Raw genomic sequence first — 19,261 nt, forward strand, 5'->3', positions numbered from 1 at the left:
AAGGGGCGCTGGGACGGGGCGGGGGCGCCGGAGAGGGTGAATTAACTCTAAGGTTGCATTTTGGCCGGAAGTGGTGTCAATTGGGTGTCGGACAAATCTCCAAATTTATTTCCACCTGAGGTGACTTCATGAAGAAGCAAATCGGCCTGACCACCCTGAGCCTGATGCTGGCCTCCACAGCCTTCGCTGGTGGTGCAGGCGCTCCCGCCCCCACGACCGCTGGCAAGTGCCTGAGCATCTCGCAGCTCGTGGCGACCAACCCGCAGCTCAGCACCCTGAACACCGCGCTGGACGCCGCCGGTCTGACTGGTACGCTGAACGCCGCCGGCTCTTACACCGTCTTCGCCCCCACCAATGCGGCCTTCGCCAAGGTGCCCAGCGATCAACTGGCGACGGTTCTGAACGACCCGGATGCCCTGCGCAGCGTGCTGCTGTACCACGTGGTCGCCGAGAAAGCCACGGCGGCCCAGATTCGTGGCGTCAAGGGTGGCACCACCGTGCAGGGCGCGGACATCACCGTCACGACCAGCGGCAACAGCGTCAAGATTAACAACGCCACCGTGACCCGCGCCGACATTCTGGCGTGCAACGGGATTGTGCACCTGATCGACACGGTGCTGATGCCCCCCATGGCCGCCGAGCCTGCCGCGGCTGCGCCGGCCCCTGCGCCCGCTGCCGCGGCCCCGGCTGCCCCCGCTCCGGCTGCTGCACCCGCTCCAGCCCCTGCGCCCGTTGCCACGGCCATCGTGATTCCCGCCACGCCCCTCTCGGGCGGCACGGTCACCCCGGGCAGCGCCGTCACGCAGCAGACCACCACCGCCCCGGCGCCGGCCACCACCGACACCCAGACCACCACGGAAACGACGACGGACACCTCCACTGAAAGCACCGATACTGCGGAGTCCACCACCGAGACCACGGAAGTGAGCGCTGCGCCGGTGGAAATCACCGTTGAAACCGGCTCGGCGGCCAACGTGTACGCCGTGATCGAGCAGGACGCCCGCTTCAGCACGCTGCGCGGCCTGATCGCCGACGCGGGCCTGCAAGAAGACCTGGCCAAAGCCGGAGCCCAGTACACCATTTTCGCCCCGACCAACGACGCCTTCGCCACCCTGCCCGAAGAAGTTCTGACCAACCTCAAAGGCGACAAGGAAGCCCTCAAGAAGGTGCTGCTGTACCACGTGGTCAACCGTCAACTGGCGCAGGGCGACCTGTCCAGCACGGGCATCATGACCATGCAGGGCAGCGAACTCGACCTGGGCGCGGCGGCTTTCACCACCGTCTTCAACACCAGCACCGGCATGGTTTACCCCATCGACGTGGTGCTGTTGCCCACCGACTTCGTGGTGCCGGACGCTCCCAAGAACTGAAGCCAACCGTTAAAAAGGGCCGCCTGTTTGCGCGGCCCTTTTTCCATGGTGGGTACTAAACGCCGGCCCTCAGTGGCCCAGGATTTTGCTCAGGAACTGCTGGGCCCGCTCGTGTTTGGGATTCTGGTAGAACTCCTCAGGCGTGGTGTCCTCCACGATATTGCCCTGATCGAAGAACAGGATGCGGTCGGCGACCTCACGGGCAAAGCCCATCTCGTGGGTCACCACCAGCATGGTCATGCCGCTGCGGGCCAGTTCCTTCATCACGTCCAGCACTTCCTTGATCATCTCGGGGTCAAGCGCACTGGTGGGCTCGTCGAACAGCATGATCTTGGGTTCCATGGCCAGGGCGCGCGCAATCGCCACGCGTTGCTGCTGCCCGCCCGAGAGCTGCGCCGGGTACTTGTGAGCCTGCTCCTCGATCCCGACGCGCCGCAGCAGTTCCAGGCCCTTGCGCTCCGCGTCGGCGCGGCTGGCCCGGCGCACGCGCATGGGGGCCAGGGTAATGTTCTCCAGCACGGTCAGGTGCGGAAACAGGTTAAAGGACTGAAACACCATCCCGACCTCGCGGCGAATGGCGTCCAGGTTGCCCTGCCCGTTCAGGGGAATGTCGTCCACGGTGATGCTGCCGCCGTCGTGCGGGTCGAGGGCGTTGATGGTGCGGATGAAAGTGCTCTTGCCGCTGCCGGAAGGGCCGATGACCACCACCACCTCGCCCTGGCGCACGGTCAGGTTCACGCCACGCAGCGCATGGAAACTCCCGAAGTGCTTCTGCACGTTTTCGGCCACGATCACGGGTGGGCCGAATGTCCGGGCAGGCAGACCGGTGGACTGGGACGCGGTGGGCGGGGTGGCCGTCATGCACCTTACTTTAACGGCATTCGGGCCGCCCGGTGGGGAGGTGACTGGACGGGGGGCCGCCCCCTCGACCTGAAGGTGCCAAATTTTGCCGATGTGCTTGTGCTACGATTGCGCCACTTCCACTTCATGAGGCACGCTGGTGTCTCCCTAGTCCCACTTCCCCAGGAGGGATTCGATATGCACAGAAACTTGAAAGCCGCCCTGCTCGCCCTGGCCTTTGGCACCGCTTCCACCGTGTCCGCGCAGGGCTTCCTGACCATCGGTTCGGGCAGCACCACGGGCGTTTACTTCCCGGTGGCGACCGCCATGGCGAAAATGATCAACGACAGCGGCAGCGGCGTGCGCGCCAACGCCCGCAGCACCGGCGGCAGCGTGTTCAACATGAACGCCCTGGCGACCGGGGAACTGGACATGGCGACCGTGCAGAACGACATCGCCTACTACGCCTACAAGGGCACCGGCATCAGCGCCTTCGAGGGCAAGGCCAACAACAAGGTCAGGACAATGGCCGTGCTGTACCCCGAAGTGCTGCACGTCATTGCCCGCAAGGACGCCAAGATCAACTCCATTGCCGACCTGAAGGGCAAGCGCGTCGTGATCGGTGACCTGGGCAGCGGCACCGAGCAGACCGCCCGGCAGGTGCTGGAAGCCTACGGCCTGAAGTTCGACGACCTGGGTCAGGCGCTGCGCGTCTCCCCGGCGCAGGGCATCACCCTGATGCAGGACAAGCGGGCCGACGCCCTCTTCTACACCGTGGGCGTGGGGGCCAGCGCCATTTCCCAGATCGCGCAGACGGTGGACGTGAACCTGGTGCCGGTGAGCGGCAACCAGGCCGCCAGCCTGCTGAAGAAGTACCCCTTCTACGTGCGTTACAACATTCCCGCCAAGAGCTACAAGGGTCAGGGCGCGACCGTGCCGGGCGTGGCGGTGCAGGCGACCCTGGTGACCACCACGGCGGCCAGCGACGACACCGTGTACAAGGCCATGAAAGCCATTTTTGCCAATGACAGCGCTGTGAAGGCCATTCACCCCAGCCTCGCCACCAACTACACCAAGGACAAGGCCGTGAAGGGCATTCCCGCGCCCCTGCACCCCGGCGCGGTGAAGTTCTGGAAGGAAATGGGCCTGAACGTCAAGTAAACCGTTTCACCCTCGGCCTCAAGGTCACGGGTTAAACCACGAGGGGTCAGCTTTAGGAGAAGGCTGGCCCTTTCAACAGAAGGAGGGATGAGAAGGGAATGAGTGACCCGACAAGACCCATCAGCAGCGACCCCAGCCTGGAACAGCAACTCACCGAGGGCGAGAAGAAAGCCCTGGAAATGGTGGAAGCCGCCGAGACGGGCGGACGCAAACTCTTCGGCTGGCAGGCCTGGCTGGTCACCGCCATCGCCGTGTCCTGGTGCCTGTTCCAGATGTACGCCGCGCAGGTCGGCACGATGGTGCCCACCACCCTGCGGGCCATTCACCTGGCGTTCGCCTTCGCGCTGGGGTTCCTGGTGTTCCCCTTTCCCTTCAAACGTAAGGTCGGCAAACCGGAAACGAAAGTGCCGTGGTACGACTGGATCCTGGCCGCCCTCGCCACGGTCAGTGCGCTGTACTTCTTCATCAACTACGCCGGGATCGCCAACAACGGCGGCATTCGACCGGACGTGCCCCTCGACCTGTGGGCCGGAAGTGCCCTGGTCGTCCTGCTGCTGGTCGCCGCCTGGCGCACCATCGGCATCGCCATGCCCATCATCTCTATCGCGTTCATCCTGTTCGCGTTCATGGGCGCAAAGGGCCTGATCAAAAGCATTCAGACGCCCTTTCACGGCGGGTACACCTGGCCGCAACTGATGGGTCAGCTTGCCACCAACACCGAGGGCATTTTCGGCACGGCCATCGGCGTCTCGGCGCAGATCGTCTTTTTATTCGTGCTGTTTGGCGCGGTGTTCGACAAGCTGGGCGCGGGCGACTGGTTCATGCGCATCGCTCAGGGGCTACTGGGCAGCTTCCGGGGCGGCGCGGCCAAGGCCAGTATCGTGTCCAGCGCCCTGAACGGCATTATTAGCGGGTCGGCGGTCAGCAACGTGGTCACCGGGGGCAACATCACCATCGGCACCATGATCCGCACCGGGTACTCGCGCGAGAAAGCCGGGGCCATCGAGGTCGCCAGCAGCAGCAACGGCCAGCTGATGCCGCCTGTGATGGGGGCCGCCGCCTTCATCATGGCGCAGAACCTGAATATCGAGTACCGCAGCCTGATCCTGGCCGCCGCCATTCCCGCCTTCCTGTGTTACGCGGGCCTGCTGGTCGTCTCGCACATCGAGGCCCTGAAACTGGGCTTACGCGGGCTGCCCCGCAGCGAACTGCCGCGCCTGCGCAAGACCCTGGTCGAGGGCTGGTACTACCTGCTGCCCCTGGGCTACCTGATCGGCGTGCTGACCGCCAACCCCGACGCCAACCCCGAACGCATCGCCCTGAACACCATCCTGATGATGATGGTCATGATGATCGTGCAGGAAGTGTTCTGGGGCAGCCGGGACGGACGGGGTTTCGGCAAGGCGGCCGCCGACGGCCTCAGGAAACTGATCGAGGCCTTCGAGGCGGGTGCGCGCAGCATGATCGGTATCGCCATCGCCACCGCCGCTGCCGGCATCATCGTGGGCATCGTGACCATCACGGGGCTGGGCTTTGGCCTGGCGGACGTGGTGCAGGGCGTCGCCAACCTATTCAGCAACCAGTTCGTGCGCATTCTGGTGGTGCTGATGATGGGGCAGCTCATCGCCCTGGTTCTGGGCATGGGGCTGCCCACCACCGCCAACTACATCCTGATGAGCGCCCTGATCGTGCCGATCATCGCCCGCATTGCCGGGCTGGATACCGGCAACCCCGCCCAGATGCTGCCCGTGCACATGTTCGTTTTCTACTTCGGCATCATGGCCGACAGCACGCCGCCCGTCGCCCTGGCCGCCTTCGCCGCCGCCGCCATTTCCGGCGGTGACCCGGTGAAAACCGGCGTGCAGGCCTTTCAGTACGAACTGAGAACCGCCCTGCTGGCGTACATGATGTTCTTCAATCCGCAACTCCTACTGATCGCCAACAATCGCCTGGGTGGTCTGCCGCTGGGTGAGGCCATTCCTATGGTTATCTTCGCGTTCATTGGCCTGGTCGCGTTCAGCGCTGCCACCCTGATGTACTTCCACCGCCGGACAAACATCGTGCAATTCCTGATGCTCTTGGTCGCGGCTTTCATCCTGATCATTCCCACTCACATCCTGTACAACCTGGCCGCCCTGGGCCTGATGGCGGTGGTGTACGCCTGGCAACGCGCCGGGAGCCGCAACGAACCGCCCGGTCGCCTGCCCCAGGCAGCCTGAAACTGCTCACCAACCTCACGCCCGGTGCAAGCAATGCACCGGGCGTATTTGATTTCTCCTCACGAATCCTCAAGGCCGAATCACGTAACCGTCAGTTTCAAACGGCAAAGTGAAAGACATGAAAAAACTCTTGCTGGCGGCAATTGGGGCAACTGGACTTCTCGCAAGCTGCGGTAACGCTTCTGTCGGTGACGCTTCAGTAGAGTTGACAGGCATTAAAACAGAATATCGTACCGTAGGTGGTACTTATGTCGCCTGTGATGAAACCTCTGCTGGCTCTAGCAAAACGCAGGTGGGAGTTTATTTCACTGCTCAAGGAACCATCAGTTCTGTTGATATCGCGCTTAAAGGTAAGACGACCAGTCAGTACGATTCAAATTACATGACTAATGTGACTGGTGCTAAGCTGGCCAGTATTGGCGGCAATGATTTCAAGGTTGTCTTTGACGCCGACTCAACTGTAGGTCTCTTGCCGCAGGCCATTATCGTCAATCCAGCCGCCCGCACTGTAAAAATTGTGAGTGTCTTGCCTTCAGACAACGTGGGTAGCTTCTACGCTTCTTTGAAACTAAATACTCCTGCTGGTTCCGACACGGCCTCTACCCAACTCATTGCAAACGGTTATATTCCTGTTTATCAGTACTGTACTGTCCTCAGCACTACTGCTGAAACATTATAACCTTCAGCCTCAATTAAATTAAAAAACCCCACCTTATGTGGGGTTTGACTTCTTCTTATTTTATTCTACCTTGGTTTCCAGTTTGATTTCGCTGTTCAGGCTGGCCGCTACCGAACAGTATTTTTCGTGACTGAGGTGCGCAGCTTTTTCCAGGGCGTCCTGTGTGATGCCTTCGCCGCTCGCGATGTGCCTCACCGTAATGGTGGTGTAGCGTTTGGGGTCGGTGTCGGCACGTTCGCCCTCAACTTCAATGCGGTAGGCGCTCAGCGGCGTGCGGCGTTTCTTCATAATCTCCACCACGTCGTAGGCGGTGCAGGTGGCCAGGGCACCCAGCAGGGCCTCCATGGGGGAGACGCCAATTTTCACGGGGCTGTTGTCGATGAGGAGCTGGTGCCCGCTTTCGCTGACGCCCAGGTAACGTTGTTCGCCCAGCCAGGTGACGTGCAAAGTCTTTTTCATACTGGGCAGGGTAGCGCACTCAGGCTCTGGGCGGGTCAGTCGTACTGGTGCCTGCGCCGCGAATCCAGGGCGATGCTGAGCGTGACGGTCAGTGCGGTAATGAGGGCCGTCATCACGATTTCCCAGGGATGGGCATTCAAGAGATAGGTGCAAGTCAGAGCGACAAGAGTAAGGGCCGGAATCCAGGCCCAGCGTTTTTTTAGGCTGATCTTGGTGCAGTGGTTGAGATAGGCGCGGCGATCCCTGGTGGCTTGAAAGGGCTGGAAATCAGTGATCACTGGCTCGGTCTGGGTCATGGGTCATTTCCTTCAAAATGGTTTGAGCGGCCGACTGTGTAATAAGGGGAGCGGTTTGTTCACTGTATCTTCATCTTTTTGCTCTGACGGCTTTCTTTCAGAGGGTGACGGAATGAGATATGAAGATATGACTGGTGTGCCGCGACATCATCCGGCTCCACCAAAGGCACACAGCACGGGCGAGACTACGAGAACAGTGAAGTAAGAGTGCCCGTTCGCACGGCGCCTACCCCTGTTATGGGGTACACCGCAGATAACAAGAGCATCAAATGAAAAAACGCCCGCCCCACATGGCAGGGCAGAGGCGTATCAAGGGCGGGCTTGAAGTGACGGCGTAATCTCAGGAAAAGCTGGAACCTGGGTTCAGGGCATGCGCCCGATCATGCGGTCTCCCACGTAGTTCATGGCGTTCCAACTGTGGCGGTAGACTTCCATCACGCTGAAGTTATCCACCAGCGCCACTGAACCATCGGGCAGTGTCAGGTCGTAACGCAGGCTCATTTTGGCCCAGGGCACCAGGGCGCTGGGGGCCGTAAGGGTCGGTTGCACCAGGATGGCATTGGGCGTGGCGACATCGTTGGCGATCTTGGCATTCGGGTACTTGCGCTTGATGGCCCCGGCCGAGTCACGTTTGATGGCGGCCAGAATACTGTTCATCTGATCCTGGCTGACCAGGGCCGTGTTCCCGATTACCTTGGCGTCCAGCACCACGTAAGTGGAGGTGCTGAGGGCGCTGGCATTCCAACTGGCGGGCAGGGCCTGCGCCAGCGCAGGACTCAGGAGGGTCAGAGCGGTCAGGCTGAGGAGGGTCTTTTTCATATCTGTCAGTTCAACACATGGAGTCTGACGGGCCATGAGGGAACACTGAGCACCGTCAGGTTGGTGCCACGCGCCTGCCATGTTCAGATCAGGCCCCCTTGACCTGAGCGTGCGCCACCTGCCCGCCAACCGACCTGGTGAAAGGCTAGCTGAGTGGGAGAGACGCCGCACATCTCAGACACGGCCGAGAAAGGCATGCGTCCGGTAGTGCAGCGTGACTTGCTGCCCCATCTCCTCTTGTTCGTGGGCATGCGCCGCGAACAGGTCGTCCAGGGCAGCGGTCATCAGCGCGTGCGCGGGATCGCTGGGGGCCGGCAAATAACTGATACTGCTGGCCAGGCCGTGCAGGCGCTCACGGCTTAGAGGCAGCGGGTTATCGAAGATGACGGTTTCGTAGCCGCCCGGCATGAAGCGCGGAAGATCCCCTTCCGGCACCCGGCTGATTTGCAGGGGATTCTCCCCCTCCCGGTAGAACTGGGAGACCGCCTGCCCATACGCTTCATTAAAAGGGGCCGCCACGCCGCGCCAGTCGTTCCACACCAGCAGCACTCGCCCGTCTGGTGTCAGGATACGCCGGAATTCGGCCAGTGTGCGCTCCGGATCAAACCAGTGCGCCGCCTGAGCCGCCGTGACCAGAGACACCGACTGTTCCGGCAACCCTGTCGCTTCCGAAGTGCCGTCCTGCACCGTCAATTGCCCCGCCTGCACAGCGGCAGCGAGCCGCGCGGCCAGTTGCGCCCGCATGTCCGGATTGGGTTCCACAGCGCTGACTCTGGCTCCGCCGGCCAGCAGCAGTTGCGTGAACAGCCCGGTGCCCGCGCCGATGTCTGCCACAGTGCCCAGCAGATGCCGGGCTGCCAGCCAGTCACGCAGCTCTGGCGGGTAACTGGGCCGCGCCGCCGCGTATACCTCAGCCCGGCCCAGAAAACGCTCAGCGTTCGGCACGCTGGGCCTCCTGGGCATGCCCCTCGGGAACCTGAACTTCTACATGGCCACGGGCATCTACCCGCAGGTCAGCCAGCGGCACTGCGGGGTGGCCGGCTTTTCCGGGGAACTCAGGGAAGGGAACCGGGCGGGTGGGTCGCCAGGCGTTCGCCACGAAGAAGACCACGCCGCCCAGGCCCGCCGCCACGATCACGAACCACAGCAGGCGCAGCAGCACCCCGGCCGTGCCCAGAGCAGCGACGCCTACCCCGACCAGCAGTTGCCCTGCCAGCCACATGACCCCCAGGGCCACCACCGCCAGCAGGATCACGCCCAGCGCACCGAGAAGAAGGCGAGTCATGCCGTGAGTATGCCAGAGTCACGAGTGGCATTCGCCAGCAACAGTCATCAATAACAAGGGCAGGGAGAACTGGGTATGCCCAGCCGCTCCCTGCCCGGTGCCCGAATCGTTCAGTCCATGTTGGCGATGATTCGGTTGCCGAACTCGCTGGTTTTCACCTCGGTCGCGCCTTCCATGCTGCGGGCGAAGTCGTAGGTGACGGTCTTCTGCTGAATGGTCTTGTCGAGCGCCTTCAGGATCAGGTCGGCGGCTTCGGTCCAGCCCATGTAGCGCAGCATCATTTCGCCGCTCAAGATGACCGAGGAGGGGTTGATGACGTCCTTGTTGGCGTACTTGGGCGCGGTGCCGTGCGTCGCCTCGAAGATGGCGTGCCCGGTGACGTAGTTGATGTTCGCGCCGGGCGCGATGCCGATGCCGCCGACCTGCGCGGCCAGCGCGTCGCTGATGTAATCGCCGTTCAGGTTCAGGGTGGCGATCACGTCGTACTCGGTGGGGCGCAGGAGAATCTGCTGCAGGAAGTTGTCCGCGATCACGTCCTTGATCACGATGCCGTTCGGCAGTTGGCACCAGGGGCCGCCATCGATTTCCACGGCGCCGAACTCGCGCTTGGCCAGCTCGTAGCCCCAGTCGCGGAAGCCGCCCTCGGTGAACTTCATGATGTTGCCCTTGTGCACCAGCGCCACGCTCTTGCGCCCGGTGTCGACGGCGTACTGAATGGCGGCGCGCACCAGGCGCTCAGTGCCTTCCTTCGACACGGGCTTCACACCGAAGCTGCTGCTGTCGGGGAAACGGATTTTCTTGACGCCCATTTCGCGGGTCAGGAAGCCGCGCACCTTCTCGGCCTCGTCGGTGCCGGCTTTCCACTCGATCCCGGCGTAGATGTCCTCGGTGTTCTCGCGGAAGATCACCATGTTCACGTCCTGGGGGCGCTTGACGGGACTGGGCACGCCGTCGAAGTACTGCACCGGGCGCACGCAGGCGTACAGGTCGAGTTCCTGACGCAGGGCCACGTTGATGCTGCGAATGCCCGTGCCGACCGGGGTGGTCAGCGGCCCCTTGATGCCGAACAGATACTCGTCGAAGGCCTTCAGGGTTTCGTCGGGCAGCCACTCGTTCGCGCCATACACTTCCAGCGATTTCTCGCCGGCGTACACTTCCATCCACTCGATCTTGCGCTGGCCGCTGTAAGCCTTCTCCACGGCGGCGTCCAGCACGCGCACGCTGGCGCGCCAGATGTCCGGGCCGGTGCCGTCGCCTTCCACGAAGGGAATGATGGGGTGGTTGGGCACCTGAAGCTTGCCGCCCTGCATGCTGATCTTCTCGCCGTTTACCGGAACTTTGATGTTTGTCGCCATTGCCTGACTAGTTTAGCGTCCAGCGCACGTCAACAGGTGCGGGCCAGGTGTCACCGTGCGCGTGCAGACCGGGTGCAAAAAAGGCTGGGGATATGCTCTGCGTCTACTTTGACCCCGCCTGATAATCCTGCTCGTCGACCTGTGAGGTTGATCCTGACTGTCCTATAGGATGACGGGCCCGTATCCGCCTGCACTGTGGATGCCTTGCATGCCGCAAAATCCTGCATTGGCTGTCAAATCTTTCCTTTGCAGCACCTTGACAAAAGGAAGGCGCGTTATTGCGTGCCTGGCGGAAAGGTGCTAGATTTCCTCTCGCCTTGACCGGCCCGCGCACGTGGGGTCATAGCTCAGCTGGGAGAGCGCGTCGTTCGCAATGACGAGGTCAGGGGTTCGATCCCCCTTGACTCCACCACAAAACCCGCCATAAAGGCGGGCTTTTTTATTGCATGGGTGGGTTTAGGTCGCTGGTTTTCCCCCCACCCGCTTTACGGGTTCCACTGCTGGTTCGCGCCGTACTCGCCCGTGACGGTAAACGGCAGCAATTTCACCAGATTGAGCGGCAGGGTGACGCTCTGAGTGCCGCGCGTCACCCGCAGGCTGCCCGCCGTGTACTGCGCGGCCATGCCCGGCAGGCCCAGCACGGCCGCCAGCGGCACGTAAGCCTGCCCGCTCACATACCGCACAGGCACGGTTATACTGGTGGCACTGGTGCCAGACGTGTCGGCGCGGCCCAGCGTGGCACTCGCGGGCGTCAGGTTCTGCACGTTCCAGCCGGTGGCGACGCTGGCCGGCGTCAGCGGCAGATAGATCTGCTGGCCGAACACTACCGCGCCCTGCCCGGCCATGATGGCAGCCTGCGCGGGCGTCAGGCTGGGTGTGGCGGTGGCGGTCACGGGAGCGGAGGGTTGCGGAACGGTCGTTTGCGGGGTAGCGGGTTTCGGGGTGGGCACCTGCGCGGTAACCGGGCGGCCGGGAGCGGCATTGGCGGCCTGGGTGGCCTGCCTGCGGGCCTCCTGTTCCGGAGCTGTCAGCAGTCGCCCCCAGCCCTGCGGGTGGCCGCGGAAGGAAGTCCACGCGCCCACCGCGAGCGGACGGGTCTTCTCCAGGGCGTTCAGGGTGCCGCCCTCGGTGGTGAAGTACATCACGCCGCTGTCGTTGACGCTGACGCCCGTGTCCACTTTCTTGCCGGTGGGCAGCGTCCACAGCGCCTCTCCGGCCTGGCCGATGGCGTGCAGCGTGCCGGACAGGTCAGGGACCACGATGGTGCCGTCGCTCAACTCGGCGGCGCTGCCGGCAATGGCGGCACCGGCCTTGTAGCGCCACTCGTCCTCGCCGCTGGTGTTGACGGCGTACACGGTGCCGTCGTAACTGCCGATGACCACCAGGTTGCCGTCGGTCACGATGGGGCTGGCGTTCACGAACATTCCGGTGGGTTTACTCCAGCGCAGCTTGCCGCTGGGGTCGACACTGTAGATGCTGCGGTCACTGCTGCCGAAGTAGACGTTGCCTTCACTGTCCAGCGCCGGGCTGCTGAACACCAGTGACTTCGCGCTGAACACCCACTTGAGTTTTCCGTCGGGGGTCAGGGCGTGCAACTGGTTGTTGTGTGCCCCAAAGTAGATGGTGCCGTCTGCCGCCACCGCGGGGCTGCTGTAGATGGGCGCACCGACCTTGAACGTCCACAGCGTCTGGCCCTGGCTGTTCAGGGCGTACACGCTGCCGCCCGCCGTATTCACGATGAAGCTGCCGTCGCGGCGCAGGGCCGGCGTGGCGTAGATGTCACCGTCCAGCTTCACCTTCCACAGCAGCTTTCCGCTGGGGTCGAGCATATAGACCTGATCGTCGTAGCTGGCGGCCAGGACGTTGCCGCCCGGCAGCACCAGCGGCTGCGAACGGCCCATGTCCCCGGTCTTGAAGCTCCATTTTTCCTTGCCGCTGGCGTCGGTGCGGTACACCACGCCGTCCGAACCGACGAAAGTCAGGTCGCCGTTTGCGCTGACCGTCACCGGCGAGAGGACGCGCAGTTCCTTCGTCCAGGTGACTTTGGGTGGCGCGGTTCGGGGCAGCGCAGTTTGGGGCGTCGCTGCCTTCCCCGGGACGCTGGAGGCAGGCGACTGGGCCAGCGCCAGCGGGGACAGAACAGCTCCATGAAGCAGCGCAAAAGTAAACAGCGTAACAGTTCTCATGTGTGGCCTCATCAGATGGTGATCTCCTTTACAGTGCCTTAAAAGTGTGGTCAGAGAGTGGGGCGCAGGTGGACGCCCGTCAAAGTAGCGTCCTAAGATGTGCATCGATATGAAAAAGATTCTCATGCTGACTGCCTTCGGACTGGCTGGGCTGGCCGCCGCCCAGGACACCACGACCACTGCCCCTGCCGCCATGACCAGCCCCGCCGACATGAGCGCCAGCGACAACTTCACCAAGGCCCAGGAATACGCTGTGCAGGCCGACGTGGCGTACCCCGTGCCCTTCTATGACCGCACGCTCTGGAAGGCCGCCGTGGATCACAGCTACTACGCCGCCACCCAGGAAGCCGGAAGCCGCGATTACAACGCTTACCTGGCCCAGCTGTACACCAAGACCCAGTGGTGGATCAACGCCTACAACGCCTGGACGAAACTGGGCGAGCTGAACGATACCGAGAAGCAGTGGGCTTCCCTGAGCGCCGCCAAGCTGGCCTGGCTGGCCCTCCAGCGCGGCGACAAGACCGCCGCGGCCGCCTACGTGCAGCAGGGCCAGAGCTGGGCCGACAGCGCCAGCCTCCAGGCCATCAAGAACCGCCTGTAAGCCCCACCCCTGTCCTGACCGACGCCTCCCGAAATGGGGGGCGTTTTTCGTTTTGGCCTCTTGCTTTGTTACCATGACGTTATGTTTCGCCGCCCCGCCCTGCCGCCTTTCCCCGCCGGGGGCCTGCTGGTGGGCGGGGCGGCGCGGGACGTGCTACGCGGGGTCACCCCCAGGGATTTCGACTGGGCGGTGCCCGATCCACGGAACGCCGCGCAGGTCTTGGCGGCGCAGCGGCAGGGCAGCGCCTTTCCACTCGACTTGCAGCGGGGCTACTGGCGCGTTCACCTCGCGGAAGGTGAGCAGCACGATTTCGTGCCGCTTCCGGCAGATGTCACCGCCGACCTGCTGCGGCGCGACTTCACGTTGAACGCCCTGGCGCTGACCGGGGACGGGCGCCTGCTCGACCCGGCGGGCGGTCAGCGTGACCTGAAGGCGCGGCGGCTGCGCATGGTCTCGGCCAGCAACCTGCGGGCCGACCCGCTGCGGGCCTGGCGGGCGGCGCGGTTCGCCACGACCCTGAACTTCACGCTGGAGCTGGAAACGGAAAGGGTGGTGCGTCAGGTCGCGCAGGAAGTCGCGGCGGGCACTCTGCCCATGCCCGCCTGGGAGCGCGTCCGTGACGAAATGCAGGCTTTGCTGGCGCATCAGGACGCGGCGCCCGGTGTGCAGCGCCTCGAAGGCCTGGGGCTGCTGGCCCTGACCCTGCCCGAACTGCGCGAGGGGCAGGGAGTGGGGCACGGCGGGTTTCATCACCTGGACGTGTACGCGCACAACCTGGAGGCCCTGCACCAGTTGCTGGCCCGCACCCCCGATGCCCCTCTGCCGCTGCGCTGGGCGACGCTGCTGCACGACGTCGGCAAACCGCGCACGCAGGCCCGTGACCCCGACACCGGGCGCCTCACCTTTCACGGCCACGACAAGGTCGGCGCGGCCATGACCGGGGCCATGCTGGAACGTCTGAAACTGAGCAGCGCCGACACCCGTCATGCGGCGAAGCTGGTCGCCGCGCACATGGTGCCGCTGCCGGCCACCCCCCAGGAAGCGCGGCGCTTCGTGCACCGCCGGCGTGACCTGCTGCCGGATCTGCTGCGGCTGATGCTGGCCGATCGCGAGGCCGCCCGTGGCCCGCAGAGCACCCCCGCCAGCCGCCACGCCTACGCGCTGGGCCTGGAGCGGGTGCTGGAAGCGCTGGAAGAGCAGCCTGAGCGCTCGCCGCCACCTCTGCTGAGTGGGAGCGAGATCATGGCCCTGCTGCACCTGCCGCCCGGCCCGCGTGTGGGCGTGGCGGCCCGGCAACTGGCGGAAGCCGCTGCCCTGCGCGAAGTGACCACCCCGGACGAGGCGAGGGCCTACCTGCTGGCCTGGCAGTCGGTAGATACCGGTTGACCCCTTGAGTGAGCCTTAAAGGTCACCCCCGGTTGACCTTGTAAGGTTCTGGTCGGCCCCTGAACCAGCGTGACATCTCTGCTTGAATCGGTGCGTTACACTGCCGCCCGATGACGCAGGACGCTTCGCCCGAATCCCGCCCGCTGACGCCCGACTGGGTGCGGGACGCCGTTTTCTACCAGATCTTTCCGGATCGTTTTGCCCGCAGTGGCCGCATCACTGGCCTGAGCTTGCAGGAGTGGGGCGACACCCCCACCTTTCACCAGTACATGGGCGGTGACCTGTGGGGCGTGGCCGACAAGCTCGATTACCTGCAGGGCCTGGGCGTCAACGCCATCTACTTCTGCCCGGTGTTCCAGTCGGCGAGCAACCACCGCTATCACACGCACGACTACTACCAGGTCGATCCGATGCTGGGCGGCAACGAGGCCCTGCGCCGGCTGATCGACGAGGCCCACCGCCGGGGGATCAAGGTCGTGCTGGACGGCGTGTTCAACCACAGCAGCCGCGGCTTTTTTCAGTTCAACGACCTGCTGGAACAGGGGCCACACAGCGCCTACAGGGACTGGTTTCACGTCGAGGCCTGGCCGCTGCAACCCTACGACGACACCCGCCCCGCCAACTACGCCGCTTGGTGGGGCAACCGCGCCCTGCCGAAATTCAACACCGAGAACCCCGCCGTGCGCGAATTTCTGTGGCAGGTGGCCGAATACTGGATCAGGTTCGGCATCGATGGCTGGCGGCTGGACGTGCCCAACGAGATCGACGACGACAGCTTCTGGCAGGAATTCCGCCGCCGCGTCAAGGCCATTAACCCGGACGCCTACATCGTCGGGGAAATCTGGGGCGACGCGCACCGCTGGCTGCGGGGCGACCAGTTCGACGCCGTGATGAATTACCACTTCACCCGCCCCTGCCTGGCCTTCTTCGGCGCGCACACGCTGGATCACCGCATGAACGAGGTCAGCGGCACCGGCCACGTCGCCCCTATGACCGCCGACGAGTTTGCCGGTCGCATGACCGCCGTGACGCAGATGTACCACCCGGACATCGTGCGCGTGCAACTGAACCTGCTGGATTCTCATGACACTGCCCGTTACCTGACCGCCGTGGGGGGCGATGCCAGCGCGCACCGCCTGGCCCTTACCTTCCAGTTCACGTACGTCGGCGCACCGTGCCTGTACTACGGCGACGAGATCGGCCTGCCCGGCGGCCCCGACCCCGACTGCCGCCGCGCCTTTCCCTGGGACGAACAGCAGTGGAACCAGGACACGCTGGCCCTGGTGCGCCGCCTCAGCGCCGCGCGCCACGCCAGTGACGCCCTCAAGCAGGGCGAATTCCGGGTCACGCACGCCCGCGGCGAGCACCTGGTGTTCGTTCGCCCGCACGTCAGTGGCACCGCCCACGTCGCCATGAACGCCGGTCAGCACCCGGCCAGCCTTCCCGTTCAGGTGGACGCCCCCGGCCCTTACCGCGACGCCCTAACCGACCGCGTCTACGACCTGGCGCCCGGCATGGAAATCGAAATTCCAGCGCGCGGTTCCGTGATTCTGCTGCCCGTTCAGGCCTGAAGGGTCAGAGAAGGAAGTGGACAGTAGGCGGCCAGAGCTCAGGCTTTGGCCGCCCCTCAAGCCTTCCCACTCACCGCGTGCCTGACGAGCTTCCAGTGGCCGCCGACCACTGCGGCGCGGCAATCTGTCAGCATTTCGCGTCGATTGCGCGTAGCATAGGGGGCCTGTTATGCCGTTACCCCGCCTGGCCCTCGACCGCCTTCCACTCAAACCCGGCACTGCTTCCAGCGTCCTGGCGGCGTCCCTGACGCTGGTGACGTCCGAATTCGTGCGCAGCGGCATGTACGGCGCTTACTTCACGCAGGTGATCGACACGCAGTACCACCTGCCGGTCGCGGTGGCGGGCATGGTCGTCGCGGCGCACATGATCGCCGACACACTCATGCGGGCGCCTGCCGGGTCGCTGATCCAGAAGTACGGGCCGCAAAAAGTCGCGTTTGCCGGCGCAGTTCTGAGCCTGGTCGCCCTGAGTCTGTTGCTGCTGCCGGCGGCGCACTCCATCTGGATGGTCATTCTTATTGCTGCGCTGCACGGCATCGGGTTTTCGCCGGTGTGGCCGGCCATGATGAACCTGACCGCCGACGCCGCCCTGCCCGGGTACGAGGGCCGCACCCTGACGCTGGTGACCAGTTCATTGATGCCGCTGGTCGGCCTGGGCTTCATGGTGTACGGGGCGGTTGCCAAGAATCCGGATTTTCCCATTATGGCCATGACGCTGGGGCTGCTGGTGCTGGCGGTGCTGGCCACGCTGCTGCTGCCTGCCCGGCGCCTGATTCACCACGCCAGCGAAGAGGATCAGCAAGCCAAGCCTCCCTCGGCCAGCCTGAGACGCCTGGTGCTGCCGCTGCTGCCCGCCGCACTGATGCAGACGCTGACGCAGGCCATCGTGGGCAACTGGCTGTTCCGCATCGCGCCGGAACTGGGCCTGGGGTACTGGGACCTGATCGCCCTGCTGGCCGTGGGCGGCGTGGTGGCGTTCGGGGCCATGCCACGCACCGGAAAAATCGCGGACGGTGGGCGAGCGCGGCTGGCGGTCACGGTGGGGTACGTGCTGGTCGCCGCCGGCATGCTGGGGTTCGCGCTGACCCCGCCGGTCTGGGCCCTGTTCGTCCTGGCCCCGGTGGTGGGCCTGGGCTACGCCTTCGTGACGCCCGGCTGGGCCGCCCTGGTCGCGCAGACCCTCCCGGAAGCGCAGCGGCCCGCCGCCTGGGGCATCCTGATGACCGTGGAGAACGGCGGTATGGCGCTGGGGCCGGCCCTGGGTGGCTTGACATACCAGCTGGTCGGTGCCCCCGGCCCGTTCGGCCTGAACGCCGTGCTCAGCATCGTCACGGCCGGCGGGTACATCCTCTTCAGGCAGCACTTTCCCTCCACCAACCGCAGCGCGCCAGCCGCGAACAGCGAACCCGTGCATGTCGCCCCTACCCCCGCCCACGTGGACGCCGACTACGCCCGCCTGCAAGAGGAAACCAAGACCTGAACCACACCCCACAGCGGGCCAGCCTCGTTGCGCTGGGTTCCTGACCTGCGCTAGATATAGGGGCCATGCCGTCCCGTTCGCGCCGTCAAGCTCGCCCCCCACAGCGTCACTCCAGGCTCAGCCCGCTTTTTCAGGTGATCGATGCGATTGGGATCGCCTCCTTAGCTTATTACGCCGTGCAACAGGCGGCCAGTGCGCTGCTGCCCCGGCCGAAAATTCCAGTGGCGCAGGAAGGCGTGGGCATCACTTTCCTGATTCCGGCCCTCAACGAAGCGCAGGTGATCAGACCCACCATCGAGAATCTTCGCGCGACCGTGCCGGATGCCCGCATTGTGGTGATCGACGACGCCAGCGACGACGGCACCGACGACCTGGTGCGTGAAATGGCGGCGCGCGACGCCCAGGTGCGCCTGCTGCGGCGGGAATTTCCGAATGCCCGACAGAACAAGGGCAAGGCCATGAACTGGGCCGTTTCACAGTTCATGGCCACGCCTGAATTCCGTGCCCTGGATCTGAACAACGAGGTCTTCATCGGCATCGACGCCGATGGGCGCGTGGGCGACGACTTCGCGCCGCAGGTGCGCGGGGCCTTCCGTGACCCGCAGGTGATGGCGGCGCAGGGCTGGATGCGTTACCGGCAGGACGCGGTTCACCTGAGCGGCTGGCCGGGGGCGCTGGCCAACCTCCTCCTGATTCATCAGGACCTGGAGAACTTCATCGTCGGGCATGACCAGCGGCTGCGGCACCGGGCGGGCGTGGCGTCCCTCACCGGGAACGGGCAGTGCATGCGGGCCAGTTACGTCGCACGGCAACTCGGGCGGGGCCAGCTGCCGTGGCCGGACGTGCTTCTGGAAGACTTTGCCAGCGCCCTGGAAGTCGCGCTGGAAGACCCCCGCAACCGCATTGCCACATTGAGCGCACAGGTCGGCCAGCAGGGCATGCTGGAACCCAGCCCGCTGGTGAAGCAGCGGGTGCGCTGGACGCAGGGCACCATGGAAACCCTGCCGTACCTGCCAAAACTGTGGCGCAGCAGCACCAACCCCGCCATCAAGGTGGACTTCACGTTCATGATCATCGCCCCGTGGATGATGACGCTGATGACCGTGGGCGGCCTCCTGAGCCCCCTGAGAAGCGCCCGCAACGTCAAAGGCGTGAGCATGCCCGGCTGGTGGGGCCGCACTGTCACCACCCTGCCCCTGGTGTACCAGCTCGGCTGGTCGGCGCTGTACACCCGCGAACGCCGCTTACCCTGGCGAACCGTGCCGTACCTGATGCTTACCTTCCCCATCTACCGCGCCATTACCCTCGTGTCGCTGCCGCTGGCCCTGAAACGGCACGCCACCGGGGAAAAAAGCTGGTACAAGAGTGTGCGGCACGACGAGTAAAGGTCTAGATCAATTGACAAAAGAACGCAGTGCTTTTTGTCCGAGCGGAGATTCCGTCTTGAAAGTCAAGCGGTAAAAGATTCCAGTGAAGGAAGTCCGTGGGTGGCGTTGTAAGGTCGACGGGATGACCAGACCCCATAAATCTGCTGGGCTAATTTACGCATCGCTG

The 19,261-nt window shown here is 64.2% G+C and carries 17 protein-coding genes and 1 tRNA gene; 10 read left to right on the forward strand and 8 right to left on the reverse strand.

The features are described from left to right. Positions 1-128: 128 nt before the first annotated feature. Positions 129-1,370 carry a fasciclin domain-containing protein gene (locus tag E5Z01_RS11075; RefSeq protein WP_135229414.1) on the forward strand — a complete coding sequence of 414 codons (1,242 nt, stop codon included), beginning with the start codon at positions 129-131 and terminating at the stop codon, positions 1,368-1,370. A 69-nt stretch (positions 1,371-1,439) separates the two neighbouring features. Here the strand turns inward: E5Z01_RS11075 and E5Z01_RS11080 are convergent, their stop codons facing one another. Continuing rightward, positions 1,440-2,231 carry an amino acid ABC transporter ATP-binding protein gene (locus E5Z01_RS11080; protein WP_135229415.1) on the reverse strand — a complete coding sequence of 264 codons (792 nt, stop codon included), beginning with the start codon at positions 2,229-2,231 and terminating at the stop codon, positions 1,440-1,442. A gap of 177 nt (positions 2,232-2,408) precedes the next feature. Here E5Z01_RS11080 and E5Z01_RS11085 point away from each other — a divergent pair, with 177 nt between their 5' ends. The 3 genes from E5Z01_RS11085 to E5Z01_RS11095 all read left to right on the forward strand — a co-directional run bounded on the left by E5Z01_RS11085 (position 2,409) and on the right by E5Z01_RS11095 (position 6,269). Further along, complete coding sequence (locus tag E5Z01_RS11085; RefSeq protein ID WP_135229416.1) at positions 2,409-3,371, forward strand: TAXI family TRAP transporter solute-binding subunit; 963 nt, start codon at positions 2,409-2,411, stop codon at positions 3,369-3,371. Positions 3,372-3,469: 98 nt separating this feature from the next. Continuing rightward, positions 3,470-5,590, forward strand: a complete 2,121-nt coding sequence (locus E5Z01_RS11090; RefSeq protein WP_167757875.1) for a TRAP transporter permease — start codon at positions 3,470-3,472, stop codon at positions 5,588-5,590. Between the two features lie 118 nt (positions 5,591-5,708). After that, the gene (locus E5Z01_RS11095; protein WP_135229417.1) at positions 5,709-6,269 is read left to right on the forward strand and encodes a hypothetical protein; all 561 of its coding nucleotides are present in this window, start codon (positions 5,709-5,711) and stop codon (positions 6,267-6,269) included. A 60-nt stretch (positions 6,270-6,329) separates the two neighbouring features. On the opposite strand, the gene E5Z01_RS11100 is transcribed toward E5Z01_RS11095, so the two are convergent. From E5Z01_RS11100 to icd, 6 genes are all read right to left on the reverse strand, one after another. After that, the gene (locus E5Z01_RS11100; protein WP_135229418.1) at positions 6,330-6,728 is read right to left on the reverse strand and encodes an OsmC family protein; all 399 of its coding nucleotides are present in this window, start codon (positions 6,726-6,728) and stop codon (positions 6,330-6,332) included. 35 nt (positions 6,729-6,763) lie between these two features. Further along, positions 6,764-7,024 (reverse strand): hypothetical protein, encoded by a 261-nt coding sequence (locus E5Z01_RS11105; protein WP_135229419.1) that lies wholly within the window; start codon positions 7,022-7,024, stop codon positions 6,764-6,766. A 363-nt stretch (positions 7,025-7,387) separates the two neighbouring features. Beyond that, positions 7,388-7,843, reverse strand: coding sequence for a hypothetical protein (locus E5Z01_RS11110; protein ID WP_119762225.1), 456 nt, complete (start codon positions 7,841-7,843; stop codon positions 7,388-7,390). A 174-nt stretch (positions 7,844-8,017) separates the two neighbouring features. Next, on the reverse strand, positions 8,018-8,788 hold the full coding sequence (locus E5Z01_RS11115; RefSeq protein ID WP_240738319.1) for a class I SAM-dependent methyltransferase: 771 nt from the start codon (positions 8,786-8,788) through the stop codon (positions 8,018-8,020). After that, complete coding sequence (locus E5Z01_RS19795) at positions 8,775-9,128, reverse strand: hypothetical protein (RefSeq protein ID WP_205750484.1); 354 nt, start codon at positions 9,126-9,128, stop codon at positions 8,775-8,777. Before E5Z01_RS19795 ends, E5Z01_RS11115 begins: the two co-directional genes overlap by 14 nt. A 110-nt stretch (positions 9,129-9,238) precedes the next feature. Further along, on the reverse strand, positions 9,239-10,483 hold the full coding sequence (icd, locus tag E5Z01_RS11125) for an NADP-dependent isocitrate dehydrogenase (RefSeq protein ID WP_135229421.1): 1,245 nt from the start codon (positions 10,481-10,483) through the stop codon (positions 9,239-9,241). 336 nt (positions 10,484-10,819) lie between these two features. On the opposite strand from icd, the gene E5Z01_RS11130 reads away from it, so the two are divergent. Next, a tRNA-Ala gene (locus tag E5Z01_RS11130) sits at positions 10,820-10,895 on the forward strand. Positions 10,896-10,968: 73 nt separating this feature from the next. On the opposite strand, the gene E5Z01_RS11135 is transcribed toward E5Z01_RS11130, so the two are convergent. Further along, the gene (locus E5Z01_RS11135) at positions 10,969-12,669 is read right to left on the reverse strand and encodes an outer membrane protein assembly factor BamB (protein WP_135229422.1); all 1,701 of its coding nucleotides are present in this window, start codon (positions 12,667-12,669) and stop codon (positions 10,969-10,971) included. Positions 12,670-12,778: 109 nt separating this feature from the next. On the opposite strand from E5Z01_RS11135, the gene E5Z01_RS11140 reads away from it, so the two are divergent. From E5Z01_RS11140 to E5Z01_RS11160, 5 genes are all read left to right on the forward strand, one after another. Further along, positions 12,779-13,270 (forward strand): hypothetical protein, encoded by a 492-nt coding sequence (locus E5Z01_RS11140; protein WP_233554474.1) that lies wholly within the window; start codon positions 12,779-12,781, stop codon positions 13,268-13,270. Between the two features lie 81 nt (positions 13,271-13,351). Then, on the forward strand, positions 13,352-14,656 hold the full coding sequence (locus E5Z01_RS11145) for an HDIG domain-containing metalloprotein (protein ID WP_135229423.1): 1,305 nt from the start codon (positions 13,352-13,354) through the stop codon (positions 14,654-14,656). A 110-nt stretch (positions 14,657-14,766) separates the two neighbouring features. Then, complete coding sequence (locus E5Z01_RS11150) at positions 14,767-16,227, forward strand: glycoside hydrolase family 13 protein (RefSeq protein ID WP_135229424.1); 1,461 nt, start codon at positions 14,767-14,769, stop codon at positions 16,225-16,227. A gap of 169 nt (positions 16,228-16,396) precedes the next feature. Next, positions 16,397-17,707, forward strand: a complete 1,311-nt coding sequence (locus E5Z01_RS11155) for an MFS transporter (RefSeq protein ID WP_135229425.1) — start codon at positions 16,397-16,399, stop codon at positions 17,705-17,707. 134 nt (positions 17,708-17,841) lie between these two features. Continuing rightward, positions 17,842-19,092: a glycosyltransferase family 2 protein gene (locus E5Z01_RS11160; RefSeq protein WP_167757877.1), complete on the forward strand. Its 1,251-nt coding sequence runs from the start codon at positions 17,842-17,844 to the stop codon at positions 19,090-19,092. Positions 19,093-19,261: the final 169 nt, after the last annotated feature.

This window comes from Deinococcus fonticola (assembly GCF_004634215.1).
GTDB lineage: Bacteria > Deinococcota > Deinococci > Deinococcales > Deinococcaceae > Deinococcus > Deinococcus fonticola.